This window comes from Terrabacter sp. BE26 (assembly GCF_041941675.1).
GTDB lineage: Bacteria > Actinomycetota > Actinomycetes > Actinomycetales > Dermatophilaceae > Terrabacter.
The window spans coordinates 3,039,637-3,060,389 of record NZ_CP090122.1 but is presented as its reverse complement, the minus strand read 5'-3'; the positions used below and the strand labels follow the sequence as shown (position 1 = coordinate 3,060,389).

Annotated in this window: 17 protein-coding genes; 7 read left to right on the top strand and 10 right to left on the bottom strand. The window is 71.8% G+C overall.

The genetic code is table 11. The features are described 5' to 3' along the window. Positions 1–22 precede the first annotated feature (22 nt). The gene (locus LQK93_RS14095; RefSeq protein ID WP_374968407.1) at positions 23–463 is read right to left on the bottom strand and encodes a YciI family protein; all 441 of its coding nucleotides are present in this window, start codon (positions 461–463) and stop codon (positions 23–25) included. 186 nt (positions 464–649) lie between these two features. On the opposite strand from LQK93_RS14095, the gene LQK93_RS14090 reads away from it, so the two are divergent. Together LQK93_RS14090 and LQK93_RS14085 are read left to right on the top strand one after the other, a co-directional pair. After that, a complete protein-coding gene (locus LQK93_RS14090) occupies positions 650–2,803 on the top strand; it encodes a hydantoinase/oxoprolinase family protein (RefSeq protein WP_374968406.1) in 2,154 nt (717 codons plus the stop codon). A gap of 1 nt (position 2,804) precedes the next feature. Further along, on the top strand, positions 2,805–4,877 hold the full coding sequence (locus LQK93_RS14085; protein ID WP_374968405.1) for a hydantoinase B/oxoprolinase family protein: 2,073 nt from the start codon (positions 2,805–2,807) through the stop codon (positions 4,875–4,877). A gap of 19 nt (positions 4,878–4,896) precedes the next feature. Here the strand turns inward: LQK93_RS14085 and LQK93_RS14080 are convergent, their stop codons facing one another. Beyond that, on the bottom strand, positions 4,897–5,142 hold the full coding sequence (locus LQK93_RS14080; protein ID WP_374968404.1) for a hypothetical protein: 246 nt from the start codon (positions 5,140–5,142) through the stop codon (positions 4,897–4,899). Positions 5,143–5,395: 253 nt separating this feature from the next. On the opposite strand from LQK93_RS14080, the gene LQK93_RS14075 reads away from it, so the two are divergent. Further along, entirely contained in the window at positions 5,396–6,343 is a 948-nt protein-coding gene (locus LQK93_RS14075; RefSeq protein ID WP_374968403.1) for a carbamate kinase, read from the top strand. 5 nt (positions 6,344–6,348) lie between these two features. After that, positions 6,349–7,485: a ring-opening amidohydrolase gene (locus LQK93_RS14070; RefSeq protein ID WP_374968402.1), complete on the top strand. Its 1,137-nt coding sequence runs from the start codon at positions 6,349–6,351 to the stop codon at positions 7,483–7,485. 173 nt (positions 7,486–7,658) lie between these two features. Here LQK93_RS14070 and purH read toward each other — a convergent pair whose 3' ends face one another. Together purH and purN are read right to left on the bottom strand one after the other, a co-directional pair. Continuing rightward, positions 7,659–9,281: a bifunctional phosphoribosylaminoimidazolecarboxamide formyltransferase/IMP cyclohydrolase gene (purH, locus tag LQK93_RS14065; protein ID WP_374968401.1), complete on the bottom strand. Its 1,623-nt coding sequence runs from the start codon at positions 9,279–9,281 to the stop codon at positions 7,659–7,661. A 174-nt stretch (positions 9,282–9,455) separates the two neighbouring features. After that, complete coding sequence (gene purN, locus LQK93_RS14060; RefSeq protein WP_374971513.1) at positions 9,456–10,052, bottom strand: phosphoribosylglycinamide formyltransferase; 597 nt, start codon at positions 10,050–10,052, stop codon at positions 9,456–9,458. Between the two features lie 153 nt (positions 10,053–10,205). Between purN and LQK93_RS14055 the strand changes: the two genes are divergently transcribed. Then, positions 10,206–10,598 (top strand): hypothetical protein, encoded by a 393-nt coding sequence (locus LQK93_RS14055; protein ID WP_374968400.1) that lies wholly within the window; start codon positions 10,206–10,208, stop codon positions 10,596–10,598. 24 nt (positions 10,599–10,622) lie between these two features. Here the strand turns inward: LQK93_RS14055 and LQK93_RS14050 are convergent, their stop codons facing one another. From LQK93_RS14050 to LQK93_RS14030, 5 genes are all read right to left on the bottom strand, one after another. Then, positions 10,623–11,939 (bottom strand): DUF6350 family protein, encoded by a 1,317-nt coding sequence (locus LQK93_RS14050; RefSeq protein ID WP_374968399.1) that lies wholly within the window; start codon positions 11,937–11,939, stop codon positions 10,623–10,625. Between the two features lie 181 nt (positions 11,940–12,120). Further along, positions 12,121–13,014, bottom strand: a complete 894-nt coding sequence (gene sucD, locus LQK93_RS14045) for a succinate--CoA ligase subunit alpha (RefSeq protein WP_374968398.1) — start codon at positions 13,012–13,014, stop codon at positions 12,121–12,123. Positions 13,015–13,046: 32 nt separating this feature from the next. Next, positions 13,047–14,222, bottom strand: coding sequence for an ADP-forming succinate--CoA ligase subunit beta (gene sucC, locus LQK93_RS14040; protein ID WP_374968397.1), 1,176 nt, complete (start codon positions 14,220–14,222; stop codon positions 13,047–13,049). Positions 14,223–14,518: 296 nt separating this feature from the next. Beyond that, positions 14,519–15,457 carry a type IV toxin-antitoxin system AbiEi family antitoxin domain-containing protein gene (locus LQK93_RS14035; RefSeq protein ID WP_374968396.1) on the bottom strand — a complete coding sequence of 313 codons (939 nt, stop codon included), beginning with the start codon at positions 15,455–15,457 and terminating at the stop codon, positions 14,519–14,521. A 187-nt stretch (positions 15,458–15,644) separates the two neighbouring features. Continuing rightward, positions 15,645–16,118, bottom strand: a complete 474-nt coding sequence (locus LQK93_RS14030; RefSeq protein WP_374968395.1) for a cobalamin B12-binding domain-containing protein — start codon at positions 16,116–16,118, stop codon at positions 15,645–15,647. Positions 16,119–16,248: 130 nt separating this feature from the next. Between LQK93_RS14030 and LQK93_RS14025 the strand changes: the two genes are divergently transcribed. Together LQK93_RS14025 and LQK93_RS14020 are read left to right on the top strand one after the other, a co-directional pair. Continuing rightward, complete coding sequence (locus LQK93_RS14025) at positions 16,249–17,226, top strand: esterase/lipase family protein (RefSeq protein WP_374971512.1); 978 nt, start codon at positions 16,249–16,251, stop codon at positions 17,224–17,226. Positions 17,227–17,343: 117 nt separating this feature from the next. Then, positions 17,344–18,132 (top strand): M23 family metallopeptidase, encoded by a 789-nt coding sequence (locus tag LQK93_RS14020; protein WP_374968394.1) that lies wholly within the window; start codon positions 17,344–17,346, stop codon positions 18,130–18,132. A gap of 58 nt (positions 18,133–18,190) precedes the next feature. Here LQK93_RS14020 and pcrA read toward each other — a convergent pair whose 3' ends face one another. Beyond that, complete coding sequence (pcrA, locus tag LQK93_RS14015; protein WP_374968393.1) at positions 18,191–20,680, bottom strand: DNA helicase PcrA; 2,490 nt, start codon at positions 20,678–20,680, stop codon at positions 18,191–18,193. Positions 20,681–20,753 lie beyond the last annotated feature (73 nt).

Here is a 20,753-nt window from a genome sequence, read left to right as displayed (position 1 = left end):
TCCTCGGTGCCGGCTGCGCGGGTCAGCGCACGCCCTCCGCCGTGCGCAGGAACGCGTCCATCTCCTCGGTGTCGGCCGGCGCGTCCTCCATCACCTGGCGCACGTGGATCGGCTGGCGCGTCGGCACCCCGCCGCGGCCGGGCACCGCCGACATGCGGGAGGCGATCTCCAGGGCCCGCTCCTCGGAGTCCACCTCGACCACCTGGAAGCCGGCGAGCCACTCCTTGAACTCCGAGAAGGGGCCGTCGGTGACCACGGGTGCCTTCCCGTCGGAGCGCACGATCTTGGCCAGGTCGGGTCCGGTGAGGATGGTCGACGAGACCAGCTCTCCGCTGGCCTCCAGCTCGCCGATGAGCACGCCGTAGTAGTCGAGGTGGGCCTGGACCTCCTCAGGCGTCCACTCGGACATCGGGGCAGGGTCGTCGCCGGGCTGGAAGTCCACGCCGATGAGGTACTTCGCCATCGTTCTCTCTCCTTGGTCGGGGTCGCGCCGGGGCGGCGCGATCACTCGGGGAACGGAGCCCACGAGCCATTCTCGACATCGGAGGCCGGTGTCCGCGCGGTCTGGCGAGGGTTGGGCCCAGGCCACGTGGCTGTTGGCACGATGTGCCAACGCCTCTGCGGGGGTCCCGCCGGTTGAATCCTCGTCATGACGGCAGGCACGGCCCCGGCGGCGCGGCGGCGCATCCGCATCGGCATCGACACCGGCGGCACCTTCACCGACGTTGTCGCGCTCGACGAGGACTCCGGCGAGCTCGTCACGACGAAGACGCCGTCGACCCCGGGCAACCCCGCCGACGGCTTCCTGGCCGGCGTCCGCAAGGTCCTCGACCTCATGGACGCGACCGGTGACGACATCTCCGCGGTCTCCCACGGCACCACCGTCGCGACCAACAAGCTCCTCGAGGGCAAGGTCGAGGCCCTGGGGTTCATCACGACCGAGGGCTACGAGTTCATCCTCGAGATCGCCCGGCAGGCCGTCCCCGACGGCTACGGCAACTCCTACTTCTGGGTCAAGCCGCCGCGGATCGTCCCGGCCGACCACGTCAGGACGGTCGGTGGTCGCCTCGACTTCGAGGGCAACGAGATCCGCCCGTTCGACGAGGCGTCAGCCCTCGCGGCGGCCCGCTGGTTCAGGTCGCGCGGGATCACGACCATCGGCGTCTGCCTGCTGCACTCCTACGCCGACGACCGCCACGAGCTCGCCATGCGAGAGGTGCTGCGCCGCGAGCACCCCGACGCGGTCGTGTCGATCAGCTCGGAGGTGCTGCGCGAGTACCGCGAGTACGAGCGCTCGATGACGACCCTGGTGGACGCCGCCGTGAAGCCCAGCGTGTCGCGGTACGTCGCCAACATCCACCAGCGACTCGACGAGTTCGTCGGTAGCAGCGAGAGGGTGCCGTTCCACATCATGAAGTCCAACGGCGGCGTGCTGTCGGCGGACGAGGTCGTGCACCAGCCGATCACGACGGTCCTCTCGGGCCCGGCCGCCGGGGCTCTCGGCGCGGGTCTCATCGCCGGGCGCGCCGGCTTCGACAAGGTGCTCACCTGCGACGGTGGCGGCACCTCGACGGACGTGTCGGTCGTCCTCGGCGGCGAGCCGACGCTGACGACCGAGGGCACCGTCGGCGCCTACCCCAGCAAGATCCCGATGATCGACGTCGTCACCGTCGGAGCCGGCGGCGGGTCGATCGCGTGGATCTCCCCGGAGGGCTCGCTCAAGGTCGGCCCGCAGTCGGCCGGAGCCGACCCGGGCCCGCTCTGCTACGCCAAGGGCGGCACCGACCCGACCATCACCGACGCCCACGTGGTGCTCGGTCGCATCCCGCCGCACCTGCTCGGCGGGGAGATCCCGCTCGACGTAGAGGCGGCCCGGGCCGGGATCGAGGACCTGGCCGGACGGCTCGGGCTCGACCGCGACCGCTGCGCCACCGGCATCCTCGAGATCTCCGCGTGGAACCAGGCGAACGCGCTGCGGCAGGTGAGCGTCAAGCGCGGACTCGACGTGCGCGACTTCATGCTCGCGACCTTCGGCGGCTCCGGCTCGCTGCTCGCCTGTCGCCTCGTCGACATCCTCGGCCTGGCCGGCGTGGTCGTGCCGCAGAACCCCGGGAACGTCTCCGCCTTCGGCCTGCTCACCGTCGACGTCAGGAACGACTACGTCCAGACGGCGGTCGCCCGCCACTCCGCGCTCGACCACGCCGCCGTCCAGAAGACGTTCGACGACCTCTGCGTCAAGGCCGCGAGCGCCCTTGACGCAGAGGGCTTCCCGCGCGAGTCGCACCGCTACGCGCGCACGGTGGACCTGCGCTACTTCGGCCAGGCCTACGAGGTGCGCGTCCCCGCCCCCGAGGGTGACGTCGACGACGCGTATGCCGCCGGCGTGGCCTCCCGCTTCCACGACACGCACCGCGCCCTCTACGGCTACGACTTCCGCGACGACCCGACGCAGCAGGTCGAGTGGGTCAACCTCCGCGTCACCGGGGTCGGCCCGATCACGCGCCCCGAGCTGCGGGAGCTCCCCGCTGCAGTGGTAGCGGCCGACCCACGTGAGCGCGCGCACCGGTCGGTGCGGCCGGTGTGCTTCGACGCGGACGACGGCTACGTCGACACCGACGTGTGGTGGCGGCCCGACCTGCGTGCCGGCGACATCGTCGAGGGACCGGCGGTCATCGAGGAGTTCGGCTCCACCGTGCCGCTGCACCCCGGTTTCGCCGCACGGGTCGACACCCTCGGCAACCTCGTCATCACGAGGGCCGGCGACTCCTCTACCGCCTTGCTCCCGCCCCACCAGGAGTCCTGAGATGTGCTTCTCCTGCCAGACCGCGGCCACCCGACTCGCTCCCGTGGACGCCGCCACCGGCTCGTCCAGCCCGACCGGCTCGTCCAGCCCGACCGGCTCCGACGGCTCTGCGCCCGGCCACGACGCTCCCGCGGTGAACCCCGCGGGGCTGCCGACGGCATACGAGCACGGCAACCGGCTGACCCCCGAGGGGACGAGTGTCGACCCGATCCTCGTCGAGATCGTGCAGGGCACCCTCGCGAGCGTCGAGATGGAGGTCGAGACGGCGATCGCCCGGACCTCGCGGTCCCCCATGATCCGCGACGCGCACGACTTCCGCGCCGGCATCCACGACCGGCAGCTGCGCAAGCTGACCGGCCGCTCCTACAGCGCGCTCGTGCACCCGGTCGCGCGCGACTTCCCGCTCGCCGAGATGAGCGAGGGCGACGTGTTCTTCCACAATGACGTCTACGAGTCCGAGGGCGGCATCGGCCACCTGCCCGACCTGTGCGTCACCGTGCCGGTCTTCTCCGGCGGCAAGGTCGTGGCGTTCGTCCAGGCGTTCGGGCACCACGACGACATCGGTGGCGCCGTGCCCGGCTCGATGCCGAGCAACGCCCGGACCGTCTTCGAGGAGGGCCTCTCGGTCCCCCCGATCAAGCTGTGGGACAAGGGAGTTCCCAACCAGGCGGCCCTGCGCATCATGACCCGCAACAGCCGCATGCCCGACAGCCTCGCCGCCGACCTCGGCGCCGAGTGCTCGGCCTGCCTGATGGGCGCGCGCCGGCTCGCGGAACTCTTCGAGCGCTACGGCCGCGACACCATCGAGGCGGCGTTCGACGCGATCCTCGACCAGACCACCGAGACCTACCGCCGCGAGATCCTCGGGAAGATCCCCGACGGCACCTACGTGTGGGAGGACTACGCCGAGCACGACGGCGTCGACGAGCCGATGCTGCACACGCAGCGGATCACCCTGACGAAGAGCTCGACCGGCGGTCCGGGTCGCTCCGAGCAGTACCCGGACGGCGGCCCGAGACTCGTCATCGACTTCACCGGGACCGGCCCGCAGGCGAAAGGCCCGATCAACCACTGCGGCGACTACGTCGGCGGCAACTTCCTCAAGAAGTGGCTCGCGCCGATCCTGCGCAACCTCGCCGACACCCCCGAGCGGATGGCCGAACTCGACGTCAACGAAGGAGTCGTGCCGCTCATCGAGATGCGCTTCCCCGAGAAGGGCACCCTGCTCACCCCGATCTACCCGGCACCCACCAACGCCCGCACCTTCGTCATCCTGCGCCTGCTCGGGGTGCTCGCCGGCGTCGTGGCCAAGGCGGTCGACGGCCGGATGCCGGCCGACCAGGAGACCATCCGCTACACCGGTGTCTACGGCAAGGACCGCGACGGCAACGACTACCTCATGCGCGAGGTGCTCGGCGGCGGGTCGGGCGGGCGCTACTACGCCGACGGCGAGGACACGATCCACGTGGTGCCCGACAGCCGCAACCTCCCGACCGAGTTCACCGAGAGCCGGTTCCCGTTCCTCGTCGAGCGCCTCGGGCTCGCCGTCGACTCCGGCGGGGCGGGCCGCTTCCGTGGCGGCCTCGGCTACGAGAAGCACATCCGGATGCTCGAGGACGCCCACTTCATGTCCATCGCCGACCGGTCGATCCTCGCCTGCTGGGGAGTCAAGGGCGGCAAGGCCGGCCGGCCCTTCGAGGTGACGGTCGACGTCGGCGGCCCGGAGGAGCGCACGGTCGATGCGTTGGCCGACGCCGAGCCGGTCAGGGCCGGCCAGGTGATCCGCATCCGCACCACCGGGGGCGGCGGCTGGGGCGACCCCCTCGACCGGCCCTTCGACGAGGTCGAGCGCGACCTGCGCTGGGGCAAGGTCTCGTTCGAGGGCGCCCGCCGGGACTACGGCGTCGTCGCCTCGGGCGACCAGGACGCGCCCGTCATCGACGAGGCTGCGTCGGACGTGTTGCGCGACCGGATGCGCAGCGAACGGCCGGCGGACCAGCCGTTCTTCGACCGCGGCCCGGGCTACGCACGGCTGGCCGACGGGCGTACCTCAGCCGAGGTCGACTGGGTCTGAGCTCTCGGCCCTGGCGGACTCAGTCGAGCTCGCGCTCCTCGATGGTCTGGCGCACGGTGCTGGTCGAAGTCGTGGCGCCGCTGGGGCGCTCCTCGCGCGTGATGACGCGCTTGCGTCGGGTTCCGTTGCGGCCGTGCCAGATGAGTGCGCCGCCGGCGACCATGAAGATGATCCCCACGACGGTCAGGTTGATGACCGACGTGTTGGCGCGCACGGCGAAGGTCAGGATGGCTCCCACGATGGCGAGCAGGACTCCGACTCCCACGACGTGCCTCCTCTCGGTTCGACGGGCACTCGGCCAGGCCCTCGGCCCCACACTCGCTGGTGCGGCCCGGCGCCTCCCGACAGTACTCCCCTACCCGTCCGGTGCCGGCACCGCGCGGCGCCCACGGCACGGGCCCCGAGCCGGCCCGACGTCATACATCTGCCAATGGGCCGCTTCCTGTTGGGCAGGACGTGACAACGCGCCCGCTCCGCGGCGCTGCCTAGGCTCACGCCATGACGAGGCGGGCCGCGCGGTGAGGGTGCTCGTCGCGCTGGGTGGCAACGCCATGACCGGCCCCGACGGCAGCGCGACGCCCCAGGCGCAGCAAGACGCCATCGCCGTGGCCAGCCACCACCTCGCCGAGCTCATCGCCCACGGCCACGAGGTCGTCATCACGCACGGCAACGGGCCGCAGGTCGGCAACCTGCTGGTCAAGAACGAGCTGGCCGCCCACGTCGTGCCGCCCGTCCCGCTCGACTGGTGCGGCGCGCAGACCCAGGGCACGATCGGCTTCACGCTGCTCGACACGCTCGAGGCGGCCCTCGCCGCACGCGACGTCGAGCGGCCCGTCGCCGCGATCGTCACGCGTACGCTCGTGGCCGCCGACGATCCCGGCTTCACCCACCCGTCCAAGCCGATCGGGCGCTACCTTCCCCGCGAGCAGGCCCAGAAGCTGATCGACCACGGCGAGCGCTGGGAGGACCGCGGCGAGAAGGGCTGGCGTCGGGTCGTCGCCTCTCCCGAGCCGGTCGAGGTCCTCGAGACCCGCACGCTGCACACGCTCCTGGACGCCGGCTACGTCGTCGTCACCGCCGGCGGCGGGGGCATCCCCGTCGTGCGTGACGCCGACGGCACCCTCCGCGGCGTCGAGGCCGTCATCGACAAGGACCTGACCGCCGCCCTCCTCGCGCGTGACGTCTCCGCCGACGTGCTCGCCATCGCCACCGACGTCACGCACGCGGTCACCGGCTGGGGCACGCCTGAGGCGCACGACATCGGCCGGGTCACGCTCGAGCAGATGGAGGCGTATGCCGCCGAGGGACACTTCGCGTCGGGCTCCATGGGCCCGAAGGTCGAGGCCGCCCTTCGCTTCGTGCGCTCGGGCGGTTCGCGCTCGATCATCACCGCGCTCGACCAGCTCGCACCCGCCGTCGAGGGACAGGTCGGGACCATCATCGAGAACCCAAGCCCAGAAAGGTGATTCACGTGCCCGAAGCCATTGAGGTGCGCAAGGTCCCCATCCACTCGGTCGCCGACGCCTCGGAGCTCGCCAAACTCATCGACGACGGCGTGATGGAGGCGAGCCGCGTCATCGCCATCATCGGCAAGACGGAGGGCAACGGCGGCGTCAACGACTACACGCGGATCATTGCCGACCGCGCCTTCCGGGAGGTCCTCGTCGAGAAGGGCGCGCCCGCCGACCAGGTCAAGCAGGTCCCCATCGTGTGGTCGGGCGGCACGGACGGGGTGATCAGCCCGCACGCGACGATCTTCGCGACCGTCCCGGCCGAGAAGGCAGAGCCGTCCGAGGAGCCCCGGCTGACGGTCGGGTTCGCGATGAGTGAGCCGATCAAGCCGGAGGAGATCGGCTACGTCGCGATGGTGCAGAAGGTCGCCGACGCGGTGAGGGTGGCGATGGAGCGCGCCGGCATCACCGACCCGGCCGACGTGCACTACGTGCAGACCAAGACGCCCCTGCTGACGATCCACACGATCCGCGACGCCAAGAAGCGCGGCCACGAGGTGTGGACCGAGCACACCCACGAGTCGATGGACCTCTCGAACGGCACGACCGCCCTCGGCGTCGCCGTGGCCCTCGGCGAGGTCGAGATGCCCGACGACGCCGACATCATGCACGACCGGTCGCTCTTCTCGTCGGTCGCCTCGTGCAGCTCCGGCGTCGAGCTCGACCAGGCGCAGGTCGTCGTGGTGGGCAACGCGCGCGGCGTGGGCGGCCGCTACCGCATCGGCCACTCGGTGATGCAGGACGCCCTCGACGCCGACGGCATCTGGGCGGCGATCAAGGACGCCGGCCTCGACCTGCCGGAGCGCCCGCACCCCTCCGACATCGCCGGCCGCCTCGTCAACGTCTTCCTCAAGTGCGAGGTGAGCCAGGACGGGCAGGTGCACGGCCGCCGCAACGCGATGCTCGACGACTCCGACGTGCACTGGCACCGGCAGATCAAGTCCGCCGTGGGCGGCGTGACGGCATCCGTCACCGGTGACCCGGCAGTGTTCGTGTCGGTGTCGGCCGCGCACCAGGGCCCCGACGGCGGCGGTCCCGTGGCCGCGATCGTCGACCTGGGCGAGGGCGAGCCAACCGGCTACCGCTGGACTCGCTGAGTCGCCTCACCCACCCACCCCAAACCGTCGAAAGGCCAATGTTTGCGGCCCCACGCGGGTCGAGAGGCCAGTTCTCGTCAACGAGAACTGGCCTCTCGACCTTGTCCGACCCGCAAAGAATGGCCTCTCGACGGTGTCAGAACCGCAAAGGTTGGCCTCTCGACGGTTGTCTGTTAGTGGAAGAAGTGGCGGGTGCCGGTGAAGTACATCGTCACGCCGGCGGCCTGGGCCGCCGCGATGACCTCGTCATCGCGGATCGACCCGCCGGGCGCCACGACGGCGCGCACGCCGGCATCGAGCAGGATCTGCAGTCCGTCGGCGAACGGGAAGAACGCGTCGGACGCCGCGACGGAGCCGCGTGCCCGGTCCTCCCCCGCTCGCCGCACCGCGAGGTAGCAGGAGTCGACGCGGTTGACCTGGCCCATGCCGACGCCGACTGCAGCGCCGTCCTTGGCCAGCAGGATCGCGTTGGACTTCACGGCGCGGATGGCGCGCCACGCGAACTGCAGGTCGGCCAGCGTCGCGTCGTCCGCGGCGTCGCCGGCCACCAGGCGCCAGTCCGCGGCGTCGTCACCACCGGTCACCTCGCCGTCCTCTCCGCGCACGACGGCGTCGACCTTGTCGACGGTCTGCACGAGCAGGCCACCGCTCACGGCCCGGGTCTCGATCGGGTCGGCCGCCTCGGCCATCCCGGCCGGCAGGCGCAGGACGCGCAGGTTCTTCTTCGCCGTGAGGATCTCGAGGGCCTCGGGCTCGTAGTCGGGCGCGATGATCACCTCGGTGAAGACCGGCTTGGCAGCAGCCGCCATCGCGGCCGTCACGGTCCGGTTGGCCGCGATGATCCCGCCGTAGGCGCTCACCGGGTCGGTCGCGTGGGCCCGCTCGTACGCCTCCTCGATCGTGGCGCCGACGGCGATCCCGCACGGGTTGGCGTGCTTGATGATCGCGACGGTCGGCTGGTCGCCGTGGTCGTGCGCGGCGCGCACGGCGGCGTCGGTGTCGACGTAGTTGTTGTAGGACATCTCCTTGCCGTGCAGCTGCTCGGCGCTCGCGACGCCCGGGCGCCAGTCGCGGTAGAGGGCCGCCTGCTGGTGCGGGTTCTCGCCGTAGCGGAGCGCCGCCGCGCGGTCGAAGCTCGCGCCCGTCCAGGCGGGGAAGCCGGTGCCGTCGGTCGTGTCGGCGTAGGCGGTGCCCATCCAGCTCGCGACCGCGACGTCGTAGGAGGCCGTGTGCACGAAGGCCTCGGCCGCGAGCCGCTTGCGCTGCTCGAGCGTGAACCCGCCCGCACCCAGCGCCTCGGCGACGGTGCCGTATGCCGCGGGGCTCGTGACGATGGCGACGCTCGGGTGGTTCTTGGCGGCCGCACGCACCATCGACGGGCCGCCGATGTCGATCTGCTCGATGCACTCGTCGGGCGTCGCGCCGGAGGCGACGGTCTCGCGGAACGGGTAGAGGTTGACGACGACGAGCTCGAACGGCTCGACCCCGAGGTCCGCGAGCTGCCGGATGTGGTCGTGCTTGCGGGTGTCGGCGAGGATTCCCGCGTGCACCTTGGGGTGCAGGGTCTTGACGCGGCCCTCCAGGCACTCCGGGAAGCCCGTGAGCTCCTCGACCGGCGTCACGTCGATGCCGAGGGCGGCGATGGTCTTGGCGGTCGACCCGGTCGAGACGATCGAGACCCCGGCGGCGTCGAGAGCGCGGGCGAGGTCCTCGAGACCGGACTTGTCGTAGACGGAGACGAGGGCCCGCTTGATGGGGCGGCGGCCGTCGGTGCCTGCTGCGGGGGTGGCGGTCATGGGTGCACTCCTGGTTCGGTGACGTCGGTCGCGGTCTGCCTCGGGTCTGCAGGGCTGCTGCTCAGCAGGACCCGATGGCTTCCGTTCTCGCGAGGCACCCAGGCGGTCGATGCTCCCGACGTCACTCCCCGGTGGTGTCCCACCCGCGCCAGTCGTGTGCGACCAGCGTAGCGGTCACGCCCTCCCGAGCCGAACTCGTCGCCCCTCGACGGCGAAGCCCTCGCGCGCCAGCCTGCGGACGACGTCGACGAGCAGCTGGCGCTCCTGGACCTTGATCCGCTCGTGCAGGCTCTCCTCGGTGTCGTCGTCCTCGACCGTGACGACGCGCTGCTCGATGATCGGCCCGGTGTCGACGCCGGCGTCGACAACGTGGCACGTCGTCCCGGTCACCTTGACGCCGTAGGCGAGGGCATCGCGCACGCCGTGTGCGCCGGGGAAACTGGGCAGCAGGGCCGGGTGGGTGTTGACCACCGGTACCAGACCGAGGGTGGCAGGCCCGAGGATGCGCATGAAGCCCGCCGTCACGACGAACCGTGGCGCGGCCTGCGCCACGCACTCGGCGAGCGCGACGTCCCACGCCGCGCGGTCGGCATACTCCCCCGGCGCCACGACGAAGGTCGGTATGCCGGCCCGTTCGGCCCGCTCGAGCCCCTCGCACGAGCGGTCGGCACCGACGGCTGCGACGCGTACGCCGTACGCGGGGTCGGCGGCCGCGTCGAGGAGAGCCTGGAGCAGGGTGCCCGACCCGGAGACGAGCACGACGACCGGCACCGCATCGGGCACCTCATCCGACACCGCATCGGGCACGGCGTCGGGGACGGACGTGCTGGCGGGAGCGTCGGTCGTCACGCGCCGGAGTGTATCGGCCCCACCCGACGGCTCCCGCTGTCCGGGTGGCGGCTCCCATGGGTGAGGATGGGTCGCATGACACAGCCCGGAGGTGAGCAGGAGATTGCATTCCGGCGCGAGAAGGCCAAGCGCACCCTGCCCGTGTCGCTGCTCGTGCTGCTGGGGCTGGTCGCGATGTACCTTCCGCTGCCCAAGCGGTTCGTCGCCTTCGTGCCGCTGCTGCTGGCGGTCGTGCTCACCATTCGGCTGCTGCGTTTCCTGGCGCCGCGCGCCGGCCGGGAGAAGATCTGGCCGGTGATCACGCTCGTCATCGTCGGCGTCCTGCTGTCGACGCTGGCCATGCAGGCCGCGTTCTACGACGCCGTGAGCGGCTACGAGCAGTGCCTCGACGGCGCGCAGACGAGCCTGGCACGCGCTGGGTGCGAGCAGCTCAAGAACTCGAGCCTGCTCGGCCTCATCGTCCGCTGACCCACCCGGCCGTATGCCGTGGGCTCAGTCCTCGTCGGCCGTGGCTGTGGTCCTGGCCGGGGCGCCGCCGGACCGGCCCCGGCGCTCGAGCAGGACGAGGACGCCGAGGTAGAGGAGGGCGCCGCCCACGACCTCGGCGGTCAGCGCAGCGGCGAACGGCCACAGGTGGGGACCGACGGCGGAGAGCCGGTCGACGCCGACCGCCCCGGCGCCCAGGGCGGTCACGGCGATGACGACCGCGACGGCGATGACGGCGGCGGCGGCGGTCGCCCGGACGCGCGCGCGCACGTCACCGAAGAACTCGAGCTCGGCGTCGACCCGCCGGCCGACCCAGGCGCCGAGGGCGGTCGGGATGAGCAGGACGGCATACATGGCTCCCGGGTAGTCGGCAGCCTGTGGCAGGGCGCCGAGCGCGGGGACGAGCGGGAGCAGGCCGGGATGTGCACCAGCGGGTGCGATCGTGGAGCCGAGGGCGACCTGGAAGCCGGGGCCGGCCAGGAACGACAGGGCCCACGTCGCGGCGTTGCCGAGGAGGGCGAGCTGCGCGAGGGTGATCACGACCATCGCGCCGACGTTGGCGCCGTACTGGCCCTCGACGTCCGCCACTGCCGGCCACGAGACGACGAGCCGCACGGCCACGACCAGGAGCCCCAGGGCGAGCAGCTGGCCGGCCGCGCGCCACCCGGTCCGCCATACCGAGGGCAGCCAGGCGGGTCCGCGCCGGAACCACGTCCGCACGAACGCCGGCGCGTCCTCGTCGTCGGGGCGCAGCAGGACGAAGCCGAGCGCGGCGAGCGGCACGAGGAGCGAGCCGAGCACCGCCGCGACACCGGGCGTGGCGGGGCCGCCGAGGGTGAAGAGGGCGAAGAGCGCCGAGACGAGGGCGTAGCCGACGAGGAAGCCCGGCACGACGCCCCACTGTGCGACCCGGCTCCAGTCGCCCGGCCCGACGCGCAGCCGCTGGGTGGCCGCCAGTCGGCGCGCGAAGCGGTGGGCGATGTAGACGAAGACGCCGAGCAGCAGCAGGGGTGTCAGCGAGATCGCCACGCCCCCGGCACCCGCGGACTGCCCGTGGCCGAGGAACCAGATGGCACTCGCGAGCGACACCGCGGAGAACCAGCCGACCGTCGACTCGGGCGCCGCGAGCCAGCCCACGAGCGCCGGCAGGACCATTACGGACCAGGTGCCGACCGCGGCCAGGGCACCCGCGCGCAGGGCCGCCGGCATCGCGGTGGACGGGCTCGTCGGCGCCGTGGCCGACCTGGGCGTCGGCGTGGTGGTCGTGCTCGGCGGGGCCAGTGGTCTCACTCCTGCGCTGCGGTCTCGGGCGGTCGCCTCCATGGTCACAAGATCCGGGCCGCGCTGCGAGGACCCACGCCGGTGACAGGCCACGCGGTGCAGCCCGGACCCGGGCGTGGCGGCATACGCCATCGGTCGACAGCGCGGCCAACCCCTGACGCAGACGCGCGAGCGGGCGGTCACCCGAAGGTGACCGCCCGCTCGAAACCGCTTGTGGCGCAGGCTACTTCGCGAGACCCTGCATGATCTCGCGCATGAGCCCGGCCGTCTCGGACGGCGTCTTGCCGACCTTGACGCCGGCGGCCTCGAGGGCCTCCTTCTTGGCCTGGGCGGTGCCCGAGGAGCCGGACACGATGGCGCCGGCGTGGCCCATCGTCTTGCCCTCGGGGGCCGTGAAGCCGGCGACGTAGCCGACGACCGGCTTCGTCACGTGCTCCTTGATGTAGGCCGCGGCGCGCTCCTCGGCGTCGCCGCCGATCTCGCCGATCATGACGATCGCGTCGGTGTCGGGGTCGTTCTGGAACGCCTCGAGGCAGTCGATGTGCGTCGTGCCGATGACCGGGTCGCCACCGATACCGACGGCCGAGCTGAAGCCGAAGTCACGCAGCTCGTACATCATCTGGTAGGTCAGCGTGCCCGACTTGGAGACGAGGCCGATGCGGCCGGTGCCGGAGATGTCGGCCGGGATGATGCCGGCGTTGGAGACGCCAGGAGTGATGAGGCCGGGGCAGTTCGGGCCGACGATGCGGGTCGTGCCCTTGTCCTTGGCGTAGTTGTAGAACTCCGCCGTGTCCTTGACCGGGACGCCCTCGGTGATGACGACGGCGAGCGGGATCTCGGCGTCGATCGCCTCGACGGCGGCGGCCTTGGTGAACTGCGCGGGCACGAAGATCACCGAGACGTTGGCGCCGGTGGCCTCGATGGCCTCCTTGACCGTGCCGTAGACGGGGACGGAGACGCCGCCCTCGAAGTCGACGGTGGTCCCGGCCTTGCGCGGGTTGACCCCGCCGACGATGTCGGTGCCGGACTTGAGCATGCGCTGGGTGTGCTTCATGCCCTCGGACCCGGTCATGCCCTGGACGATGACCTTCGAGTCGGCGTTGAGGAAGATAGCCATGTCTGTCGTTCTCTCTTCTTGAGGCTCGGTGGTCAGTTGGCGGCGAGCTCGGCGGCGCGGCGCGCAGCGCCGTCCATCGTCGGCTCGATCGTCACCAGCGGGTGGTTGCGCTCCTGCAGGATGCGGCGACCCTCCTCGACGTTGTTGCCGTCGAGGCGCACGACCAGCGGGCGGTTCTCCTCGTCCCCGAGCGCGTCGAGGGCGCCGACGATGCCGTTGGCGACCGCGTCGCAGGAGGTGATGCCGCCGAAGACGTTGACGAAGACGCTCTTGACCTGCGGGTCGGACAGGATGATGTGCAGGCCGTTGGCCATGACCTCGGCGCTGGCGCCACCACCGATGTCGAGGAAGTTGGCGGGCTTCTGGCCGCCGAACTCCTCACCGGCGTAGGCGACGACGTCGAGCGTGCTCATGACGAGCCCGGCACCGTTGCCGATGATGCCGACGGAGCCGTCGAGCTTGACGTAGTTGAGGTCCTTCTCCTTGGCGGCGGCCTCGAGCGGGTCGGCCTCGGCCTTGTCCTCGAGCGCGGCGTGGTCCGGGTGGCGGAAAGCGGCGTTGGTGTCGAGGCTGACCTTGCCGTCGAGGGCGACGATCCCGCCGTCCTCGGTCTTGACGAGCGGGTTGACCTCGACGAGCGTGGCGTCCTCGTCGCGGTAGACGGTCCACAGCTTCTGGATGACGTCGGCGATGGCGGGCTTGTCGGTGTCGTCGAACCCGGCGGCGTCGACGATCTCCTGCGCCTTGGCCGCGTCGATGCCCGTGTTGGGGTCGACGGTGATGCGGGCCAGGGCGTCGGGGCGCTCGACGGCGAGCTGCTCGATCTCCATGCCGCCCTCCTTGGAGCACATGGCGAGGTAGGTGCGGTTGGCCCGGTCGAGCAGGATCGAGAAGTAGTACTCCTCGGCGATGCGGGCGCCCTGGGCGATCATCACCTTGTGGACCGTGTGGCCCTTGATGTCCATGCCGAGGATCTGCTCGGCGTGCGCCTGGGCCTCCTCGGGGCTCTTGGCGACCTTGACGCCGCCGGCCTTGCCGCGGCCACCCGTCTTGACCTGCGCCTTGACGACCGTGACACCGCCCGACTTGGGTCCGATCTGCTCGGCGGCCGCTCGGGCCTCCTCGGGGGTGGTGGCGATGGCGCCGGCCAGCACGGGCACGCCGTGCTTCTCGAACATGTCGCGGGCTTGGTACTCGAAGAGATCCACGGGTGGGGTCCGTCCTCGTCGTCGATTCGAATCGTCGTCGATCGCGTCGCTGCGGCGTCCCGGGGCTCCCGTGCTCGCGCTCGGACGGGCCCTGCACCGTGGCGCAACCGAATCAGGCTGTCCCTCGGACTCTAGTGGCTCGGCCCGCGGGCGCCCGCATCGGGTGCGACCGACCGGGCGAAGATCACACCGGCGTCTCACCACCGGCTCGGCGCGCGGGGTGCGGGCCGGTCCGGTCGGTGCACCACACGTAACAGCCCGGAGCCCGCGGAGCGTGCCGTATGCCGCGTCGGAGCTCACCCGGCCGCCTGCACGATCGCGCGCCGGACCCGCCGTCGAACCTCGACGGGGTCGGCAAGGTCCGACCAGACCAGCCGGACGACGATCCAGCCGCCCCGGCGCAGGGCGTCCTCGCGCTGCTTCTCCTGGAAGAGCGCCTGCGGGTCGGCGTACTTCACAGCACCGTCGAACTCGACGAGAACCCTGGTGCCGCGGATGCGAAAGTCGGCGCGGTGGCGCCGCCCCTCGGCCACGAGCTCCACCTGCGGTTCCAGCTCGAACCCGAGCGCCCGGAGCAGGTATGCCGTCCTCGTCTCGCCCGGAGACTCGTGCCGACCTTCCGCTGCGTGCAGGGCGGCACGGACCGTGGCCAGACCCGGGTGACCCGCCAAGCCGTCGACCGCCCGGGCCAGCTGGTCGGTGGAGACGAGGCCTCGCGCCAGCGCCGAGTCCGCCGCGACGAGGGCCGGCTCGGGCCCGTGCACGAGCCCGGTCTGCACCACCGCCCACGCGACGGGCACGGTCGTCGTGACGGACGGCTTCGTGTCGGCCTCCGGCGCCGGCTTCACGGCCAGGCCTTGGAGCGGCCGGTGGATGACCAGTCCCCGTCGTCGGCTCGAGGCGTTGGCGACCCGGGCTCCCGAGGCCAGGGGCAGGGAGGTCAGGTGGACGGTGTCGAGGCGGACGGCATACGCCGGCAGCCCATGCAGGAGGAGGGCGGAGTGGTGGCTGACCGCCGCCCGTCCGGCGTTGGCGCGCCCGAGAGCCATGGCGGTGACCACGTGCCGCGCCTCCGGGGTCGGTGGGACGGCGGAAGCGACGGCATACCAGCCACGGCTGAGGCGGACGCACTCGCCGGACTTCACGAGACGGGCCAGGGCATGGCTGTCGAGTCCGTGCGCCGCCGCATCGGCGGCGCAGAAGACGCCGTCGGCGCCGAGCAGCTCGAGTCGCATGCGAAGAGCGTCGCCGCGGCAGGCGGCCCCTGCCAGTACGGGACGCGCACCTGTGGACGCCGCGAACTCGCTGCCCGGGGTTGTGGACGCTCCACGATCCGCTGCCCGCCACGCGGGTTGCGGGGCGCTACGGCCGGTGCACCAGGCGTACGGGACCCGGAAGGTGGCGACGGTGAACCCCCGGGGATCAGGCGGGGTGGACGTGCTCCCGGACCCAGCTGACGATCTCCATCGTCGTCGCGCCGGGCGTGAAGACCTTGGCCACGCCGAGGCGCTCGAGCTGCGGGATGTCGTCCTCCGGGATGATGCCGCCGCCGAAGACGATGATGTCGCTGGCGTCGCGCTCGGCCAGCAGCTCGACCACCCGCGCGAACAGGGTCATGTGCGCACCCGAGAGGACCGAGAGCCCGACCACGTCGGCGTCCTCCTGGATCGCAGCCTCGACGATCTGCTCGGGCGTCTGGTGCAGCCCGGTGTAGATGACCTCCATGCCGGCGTCGCGAAGCGCCCGGGCCACGACCTTGGCGCCGCGGTCGTGCCCGTCCAGGCCCGGCTTCGCCACCACGACGCGGATGACGTCGGCGGAGGCCCCGCCTGCGGCACCGCCCGCGTTCTCGTCTGCGTTCACGGCAACGGCCTCGGCCCGTGGCGACTCGCTCATGCGGGGCACTCTAGCCAGCCCCGTGAGACGCGCCCGGCAATAGTGATGCATCGCCCACCCGCGGGGGTACGGTCACGAGGTGCCAGCAGCAGTGCCCGCGGCGACGAGGCCGCGACAAACCCGCATCCCGATGGCTCGGGTGAGCCCACGGGGTATCGCCGCGGCGGTCGGTGAGGTCGCCGCGGCCCTGCTCACGCCCACCGGGCTGGCCGGCGCGGCCCTCGAGGCGACGTGGATGGGCCTGCACCTGGGTCTCTACCCCCTGGGCCTGCTCGGTGCCCGCGCCAGCAACCGCCGGGAGGGCTACCGCCTCGAGCACCTGCCTCCGAGCCAGCGCGGGCTGGCCATCCAGAACGTCGAGGCGGCCGAGACCCCGATCCTGCTCGTGCACGGCATGGTCGACAACCGCTCGATCTTCACGGTCCTGCGGCGCGGGCTCGTGCGGCGCGGCTTCGGTCGCCTCGAGACCATCAACTACTCGATCTTCACCCACGACATCCGAGCAGCCGCCGCCGACCTGGGCGCGGAGGTCGAGCGCATCGTCGAGGAGACGGGCTACGAGCGCATCCACGTCATCGGCCACTCCATGGGCGGGCTCATCGCCCGCTACTACGTGACCCGGCTGGGCGGCGACCAGCACGTGCACACCCTGGTCACGCTCGGCACACCGCACCAGGGCAGCTACCTGGCCTACACGTGGAACAACGGCCTGACCCGCCAGCTGCGACCCGGCAGCGCCCTGATGCGCGAGCTCGCCGCCCCCGTCAAGGACTGCCAGACCCGCTTCCTCGTCTACTGGTCCGACCTCGACCAGGCGGTCGTTCCCCAGCGCAACGCCGCACTGCACCACCGTGACCTCAACGTGCACAACATCGAGCTGCACGGGGTCGGGCACATGAGCCTGCCCATCACGGGCACGGTGGTGCACGGCATCTCCACGGCCCTGGCCCACCTCGACACCTCCGGTGCCACCGTCACGCCGGGCGTCAGCTCGCTCGAGAGCCGGCGCAGCGGCTCCTCGACGGCACGCACACCCGCGCAGGTCGATCCGCAAACGGCCCAAATCACTCCGCGGAAGGCCTTGGGCCGGACGACCCGGATGCCCTAGGGTCGAGCCGTCGCGCCCCTCCACGCGGCAGGAACGTCCCGATGCGTCCGTTTTCGTGCGATAACGAAACGGTCACGGTACGCTGACGGCTCGCCCCCTGTGACCGATAGGTTCTTCGTGCCCAAAAACAGATACGTCGGCCGACACCGGCCGGCAGCACGACCCTCGCGGGGACGGCAGATCGTCGTCCCCGTCGCGCTGCTCTCCTCGACCGTCGCCGCCGGCCTCGTCATCCACGACACCGGGACGACCGAGCTGAACCCCGAGGCCGTGGCCATGAAGAACGTCTCCAACGCGGGGTCGGGAGCCGGCGTCAGCGACCCGGACGTCCTGACGGCCGCCGCCGGCAGCCGGGTGGGAGCTCGCTCCTCGCGCGACCTCGCGGGCCGGGCCCGGACCGTCATCGCGGGTGCCACGCAGACCGCGACCCAGACGGCCGGCGAGGCGCAGGCCGCCGCCGACAAGGCCGTGGCCGCAGCGAAGGAGCAGCGCGAGCGAGCCGTCGCGGCAGCCCACCGCTGGGTCTCCCCCGTCTCGGGCTACAGGCTGACCTCGGGCTTCGGCTTCCGGTGGGGCAAGATGCACCCCGCGCAGGACCTCGCCTGTCCCGTCGGCAGCTCCGTGCACGCCCTGTCGAGCGGCACGGTCGTCTTCGCCGGCTGGTCCACCGAGGGCTACGGCAACTTCGTGAAGATCCGCTACTGGGACGGCACCGTCTCCTGGATGGCCCACAACAGCCGCCTGCTGGTCTCGGTCGGCGACGAGGTCTCCCCCGGTCAGGTCGTCGCCTACAGCGGCGACACCGGACACTCCACCGGGCCGCACGTCCACCTGGAGATCCACCCCGAGGGTGGCGCCCCGGTTCCGCCTGTGCCCTGGCTCGCGGCCCACGGCATCTACCTCTGACCCACCACCGGCAACGCACCTCCGAGGCCCGTCCCCGTCCGGGGCGGGCCTCGCCGCGTCAGAGCTTGACGAGCGGGGCGTAGCGCAGCAGCAGGCGCTTGGTGCCCGTCTCGGCGCCGAAGTCGACGTGCGCCATCGACTTGTCGCCCTCGCCCTCGACCCGGACGACGGTCCCGAGGCCGAAGGAGTCGTGGCTGACCCGGTCGCCGGAGTGCAGGGCGATGACCGGGCGCTTGCCGGCGCTGCGCACGCCGGGACGGGCGGCGAGCGTCGCGACGGCGGGACGGTCGGAGCCGCGTGCACCGCTGAAGGAGGGACCGAGGCGCTGCCAGTCCAGCAGGTCGCCCGGGATCTCGTCGAGGAAGCGCGACGGCGGGTTGTACTGCGGGGCGCCCCAAGCCGATCGCACGGCGGCGCGTGAGAGGTAGAGCCGCTCGCGGGCGCGGGTGATGCCGACGTAGGCGAGGCGGCGCTCCTCCTCGAGCTCCTTGGGGTCACCGAGCGCGCGCATGTGCGGGAACGTGCCGTCCTCCATGCCGGTGAGGAAGACGACGGGGAACTCCAGGCCCTTGGCCGTGTGCAGGGTCATCAGTGTGACGACGCCCTGGGCCTTGGCCTCGGGCTCGTCGGGGATCTCGTCCGCGTCGGCAACGAGCGAGACCTGCTCGAGGAACTCCTCGAGCGCGCCGGCCGGGCCGACGTCCTCGGGCTCGACACCCGGGGCGAGCTCACCGCCGGACTCGGCCAGCTCGGTCGCGCGCCGGTCGTCGTACTCCTGCGCGACGGCGACGAGCTCGGCGAGGTTCTCGACGCGGGTCTCGTCCTGCGGGTCGCGGCTGGCGCGCAGCTCGGCGAGGTAGCCGCTCTCCTCGAGGGTCATCTCCAGCAGGGCGGCGACGCTGTCGTCGGCCTCATAGGACGTGCGCAGCTTCTCGAGCAGGGCCGTGAAGCCCTGGATCGCGGCGACGGAGCGGGTGGCGATGCCGGGGGCGTCCTCGGCCCGGCCCAGCGCGGCGACGAACGGGATGCGCTCACGCTCGGCGAGCGCCGCGACGCACGCCTCTGCCCGGTCGCCGATGCCGCGCTTGGGGGTGTTGAGGATGCGGCGCAGGTTGACGGTGTCAGTCGGGTTGGAGACGACCCGGAGGTAGGCCAGCGCGTCCTTGACCTCGCGGCGCTCGTAGAAGCGCGTGCCGCCGACCACCTTGTAGGGCAGGCCCACCCGCACCAGCACCTCCTCGATCGCCCGGCTCTGCGCGTTGGTGCGGTAGAAGACGGCGACGTCGCCCGGCTTGACGCCGTGCTGGGCGAGGTCGTCGATCTCCTTGCCCACGAACGCGGCCTCGTCGTGCTCGTTGTCGGCGACGTAGCCGGTGATCATCGGGCCGTCGCCGGAGTCGGTCCAGAGGTTCTTGGCGCGGCGCCCCTCGTTGCGGGCGATGACGGAGTTGGCGGCGCGCAGGATGCGCTGCGTCGAGCGGTAGTTCTGCTCGAGCAGGATGGTGCGCGCGTCGGGGTAGTCCTGCTCGAACTCGAGGATGTTGCGGATCGTCGCGCCGCGGAAGGCGTAGATCGACTGGTCGGAGTCGCCGACGACGCACAGCTCGGCCGGCGGCACGGCATAGGCGCCCTCGGGCCCCTTCACCTCGCCGACGAGCTCCTTGATGAGCTGGTACTGGGCCTGGTTGGTGTCCTGGTACTCGTCGACGAGCACGTGGCGGAACCGGCGGCGGTAGTACTCGGCGACGTCGGGGAAGGCCTGGAGCACGTTGACGGTCATCATGATGATGTCGTCGAAGTCGAGGGCGTTGGCCTGGCGCAGGCGGCGTTGGTACTGCGTGTAGGCGTCGGCGACCGTGCGCTCGTAGTGGTTGCCCTCGGTGACCTGCGCGGCGTAGGTCTCCTCGTCGATGAGCTCGTTCTTGAGGTTGCTGACCTGCGCCGAGAAGCTGCGCGGCGGGTAGCGCTTCGGGTCGAGGTCGAGGTCGCGCAGCACGAGGCTCATCAGGCGCTGGCTGTCGGCGGCGTCGTAGATGGAGAAGGTCGACTTCATGCCGACCTTGGCGGCCTCGCGCCGCAGGATGCGCACGCACGCGGAGTGGAAGGTCATGACCCACATCGCCCGCGCCCGGGGACCGACGAGCGCCTCGACCCGCTCACGCATCTCGGCCGCGGCCTTGTTGGTGAAGGTGATGGCGAGGATCTGCCCGGGCTGGGCCCCGCGCTCGCCGAGCAGCCAGGCGATGCGGTGGGTGAGCACGCGGGTCTTGCCCGAGCCGGCCCCGGCGACGATGAGCAGCGGAGTGCCCTCGTGGACGACGGCCTCGCGCTGCTGCGGGTTGAGCCCCTCGAGCAGGACGGACGGGTCGAGCTCGGAGCGGCCACCGGGGGCCGTCTGGACGCCGCCCTGCGCCGCCGCCTGCGCCCACGTCGGCACGCCCTGCTCGGTGACGTCGCCGCCGCGCCCGGAGGGGTCGGAGCCGCCCGAGGGCGCACCACGACCGTGCTCGAAACCGGGGATGGGGAGGTCGTCGAAGAGCGTGCTCATGATCGGCCCAGCCTACGTCGAACCGCCCACAGCCCCGGACCGTGGCGCGCAGCCGGCGGGACCGGGGCAGGAT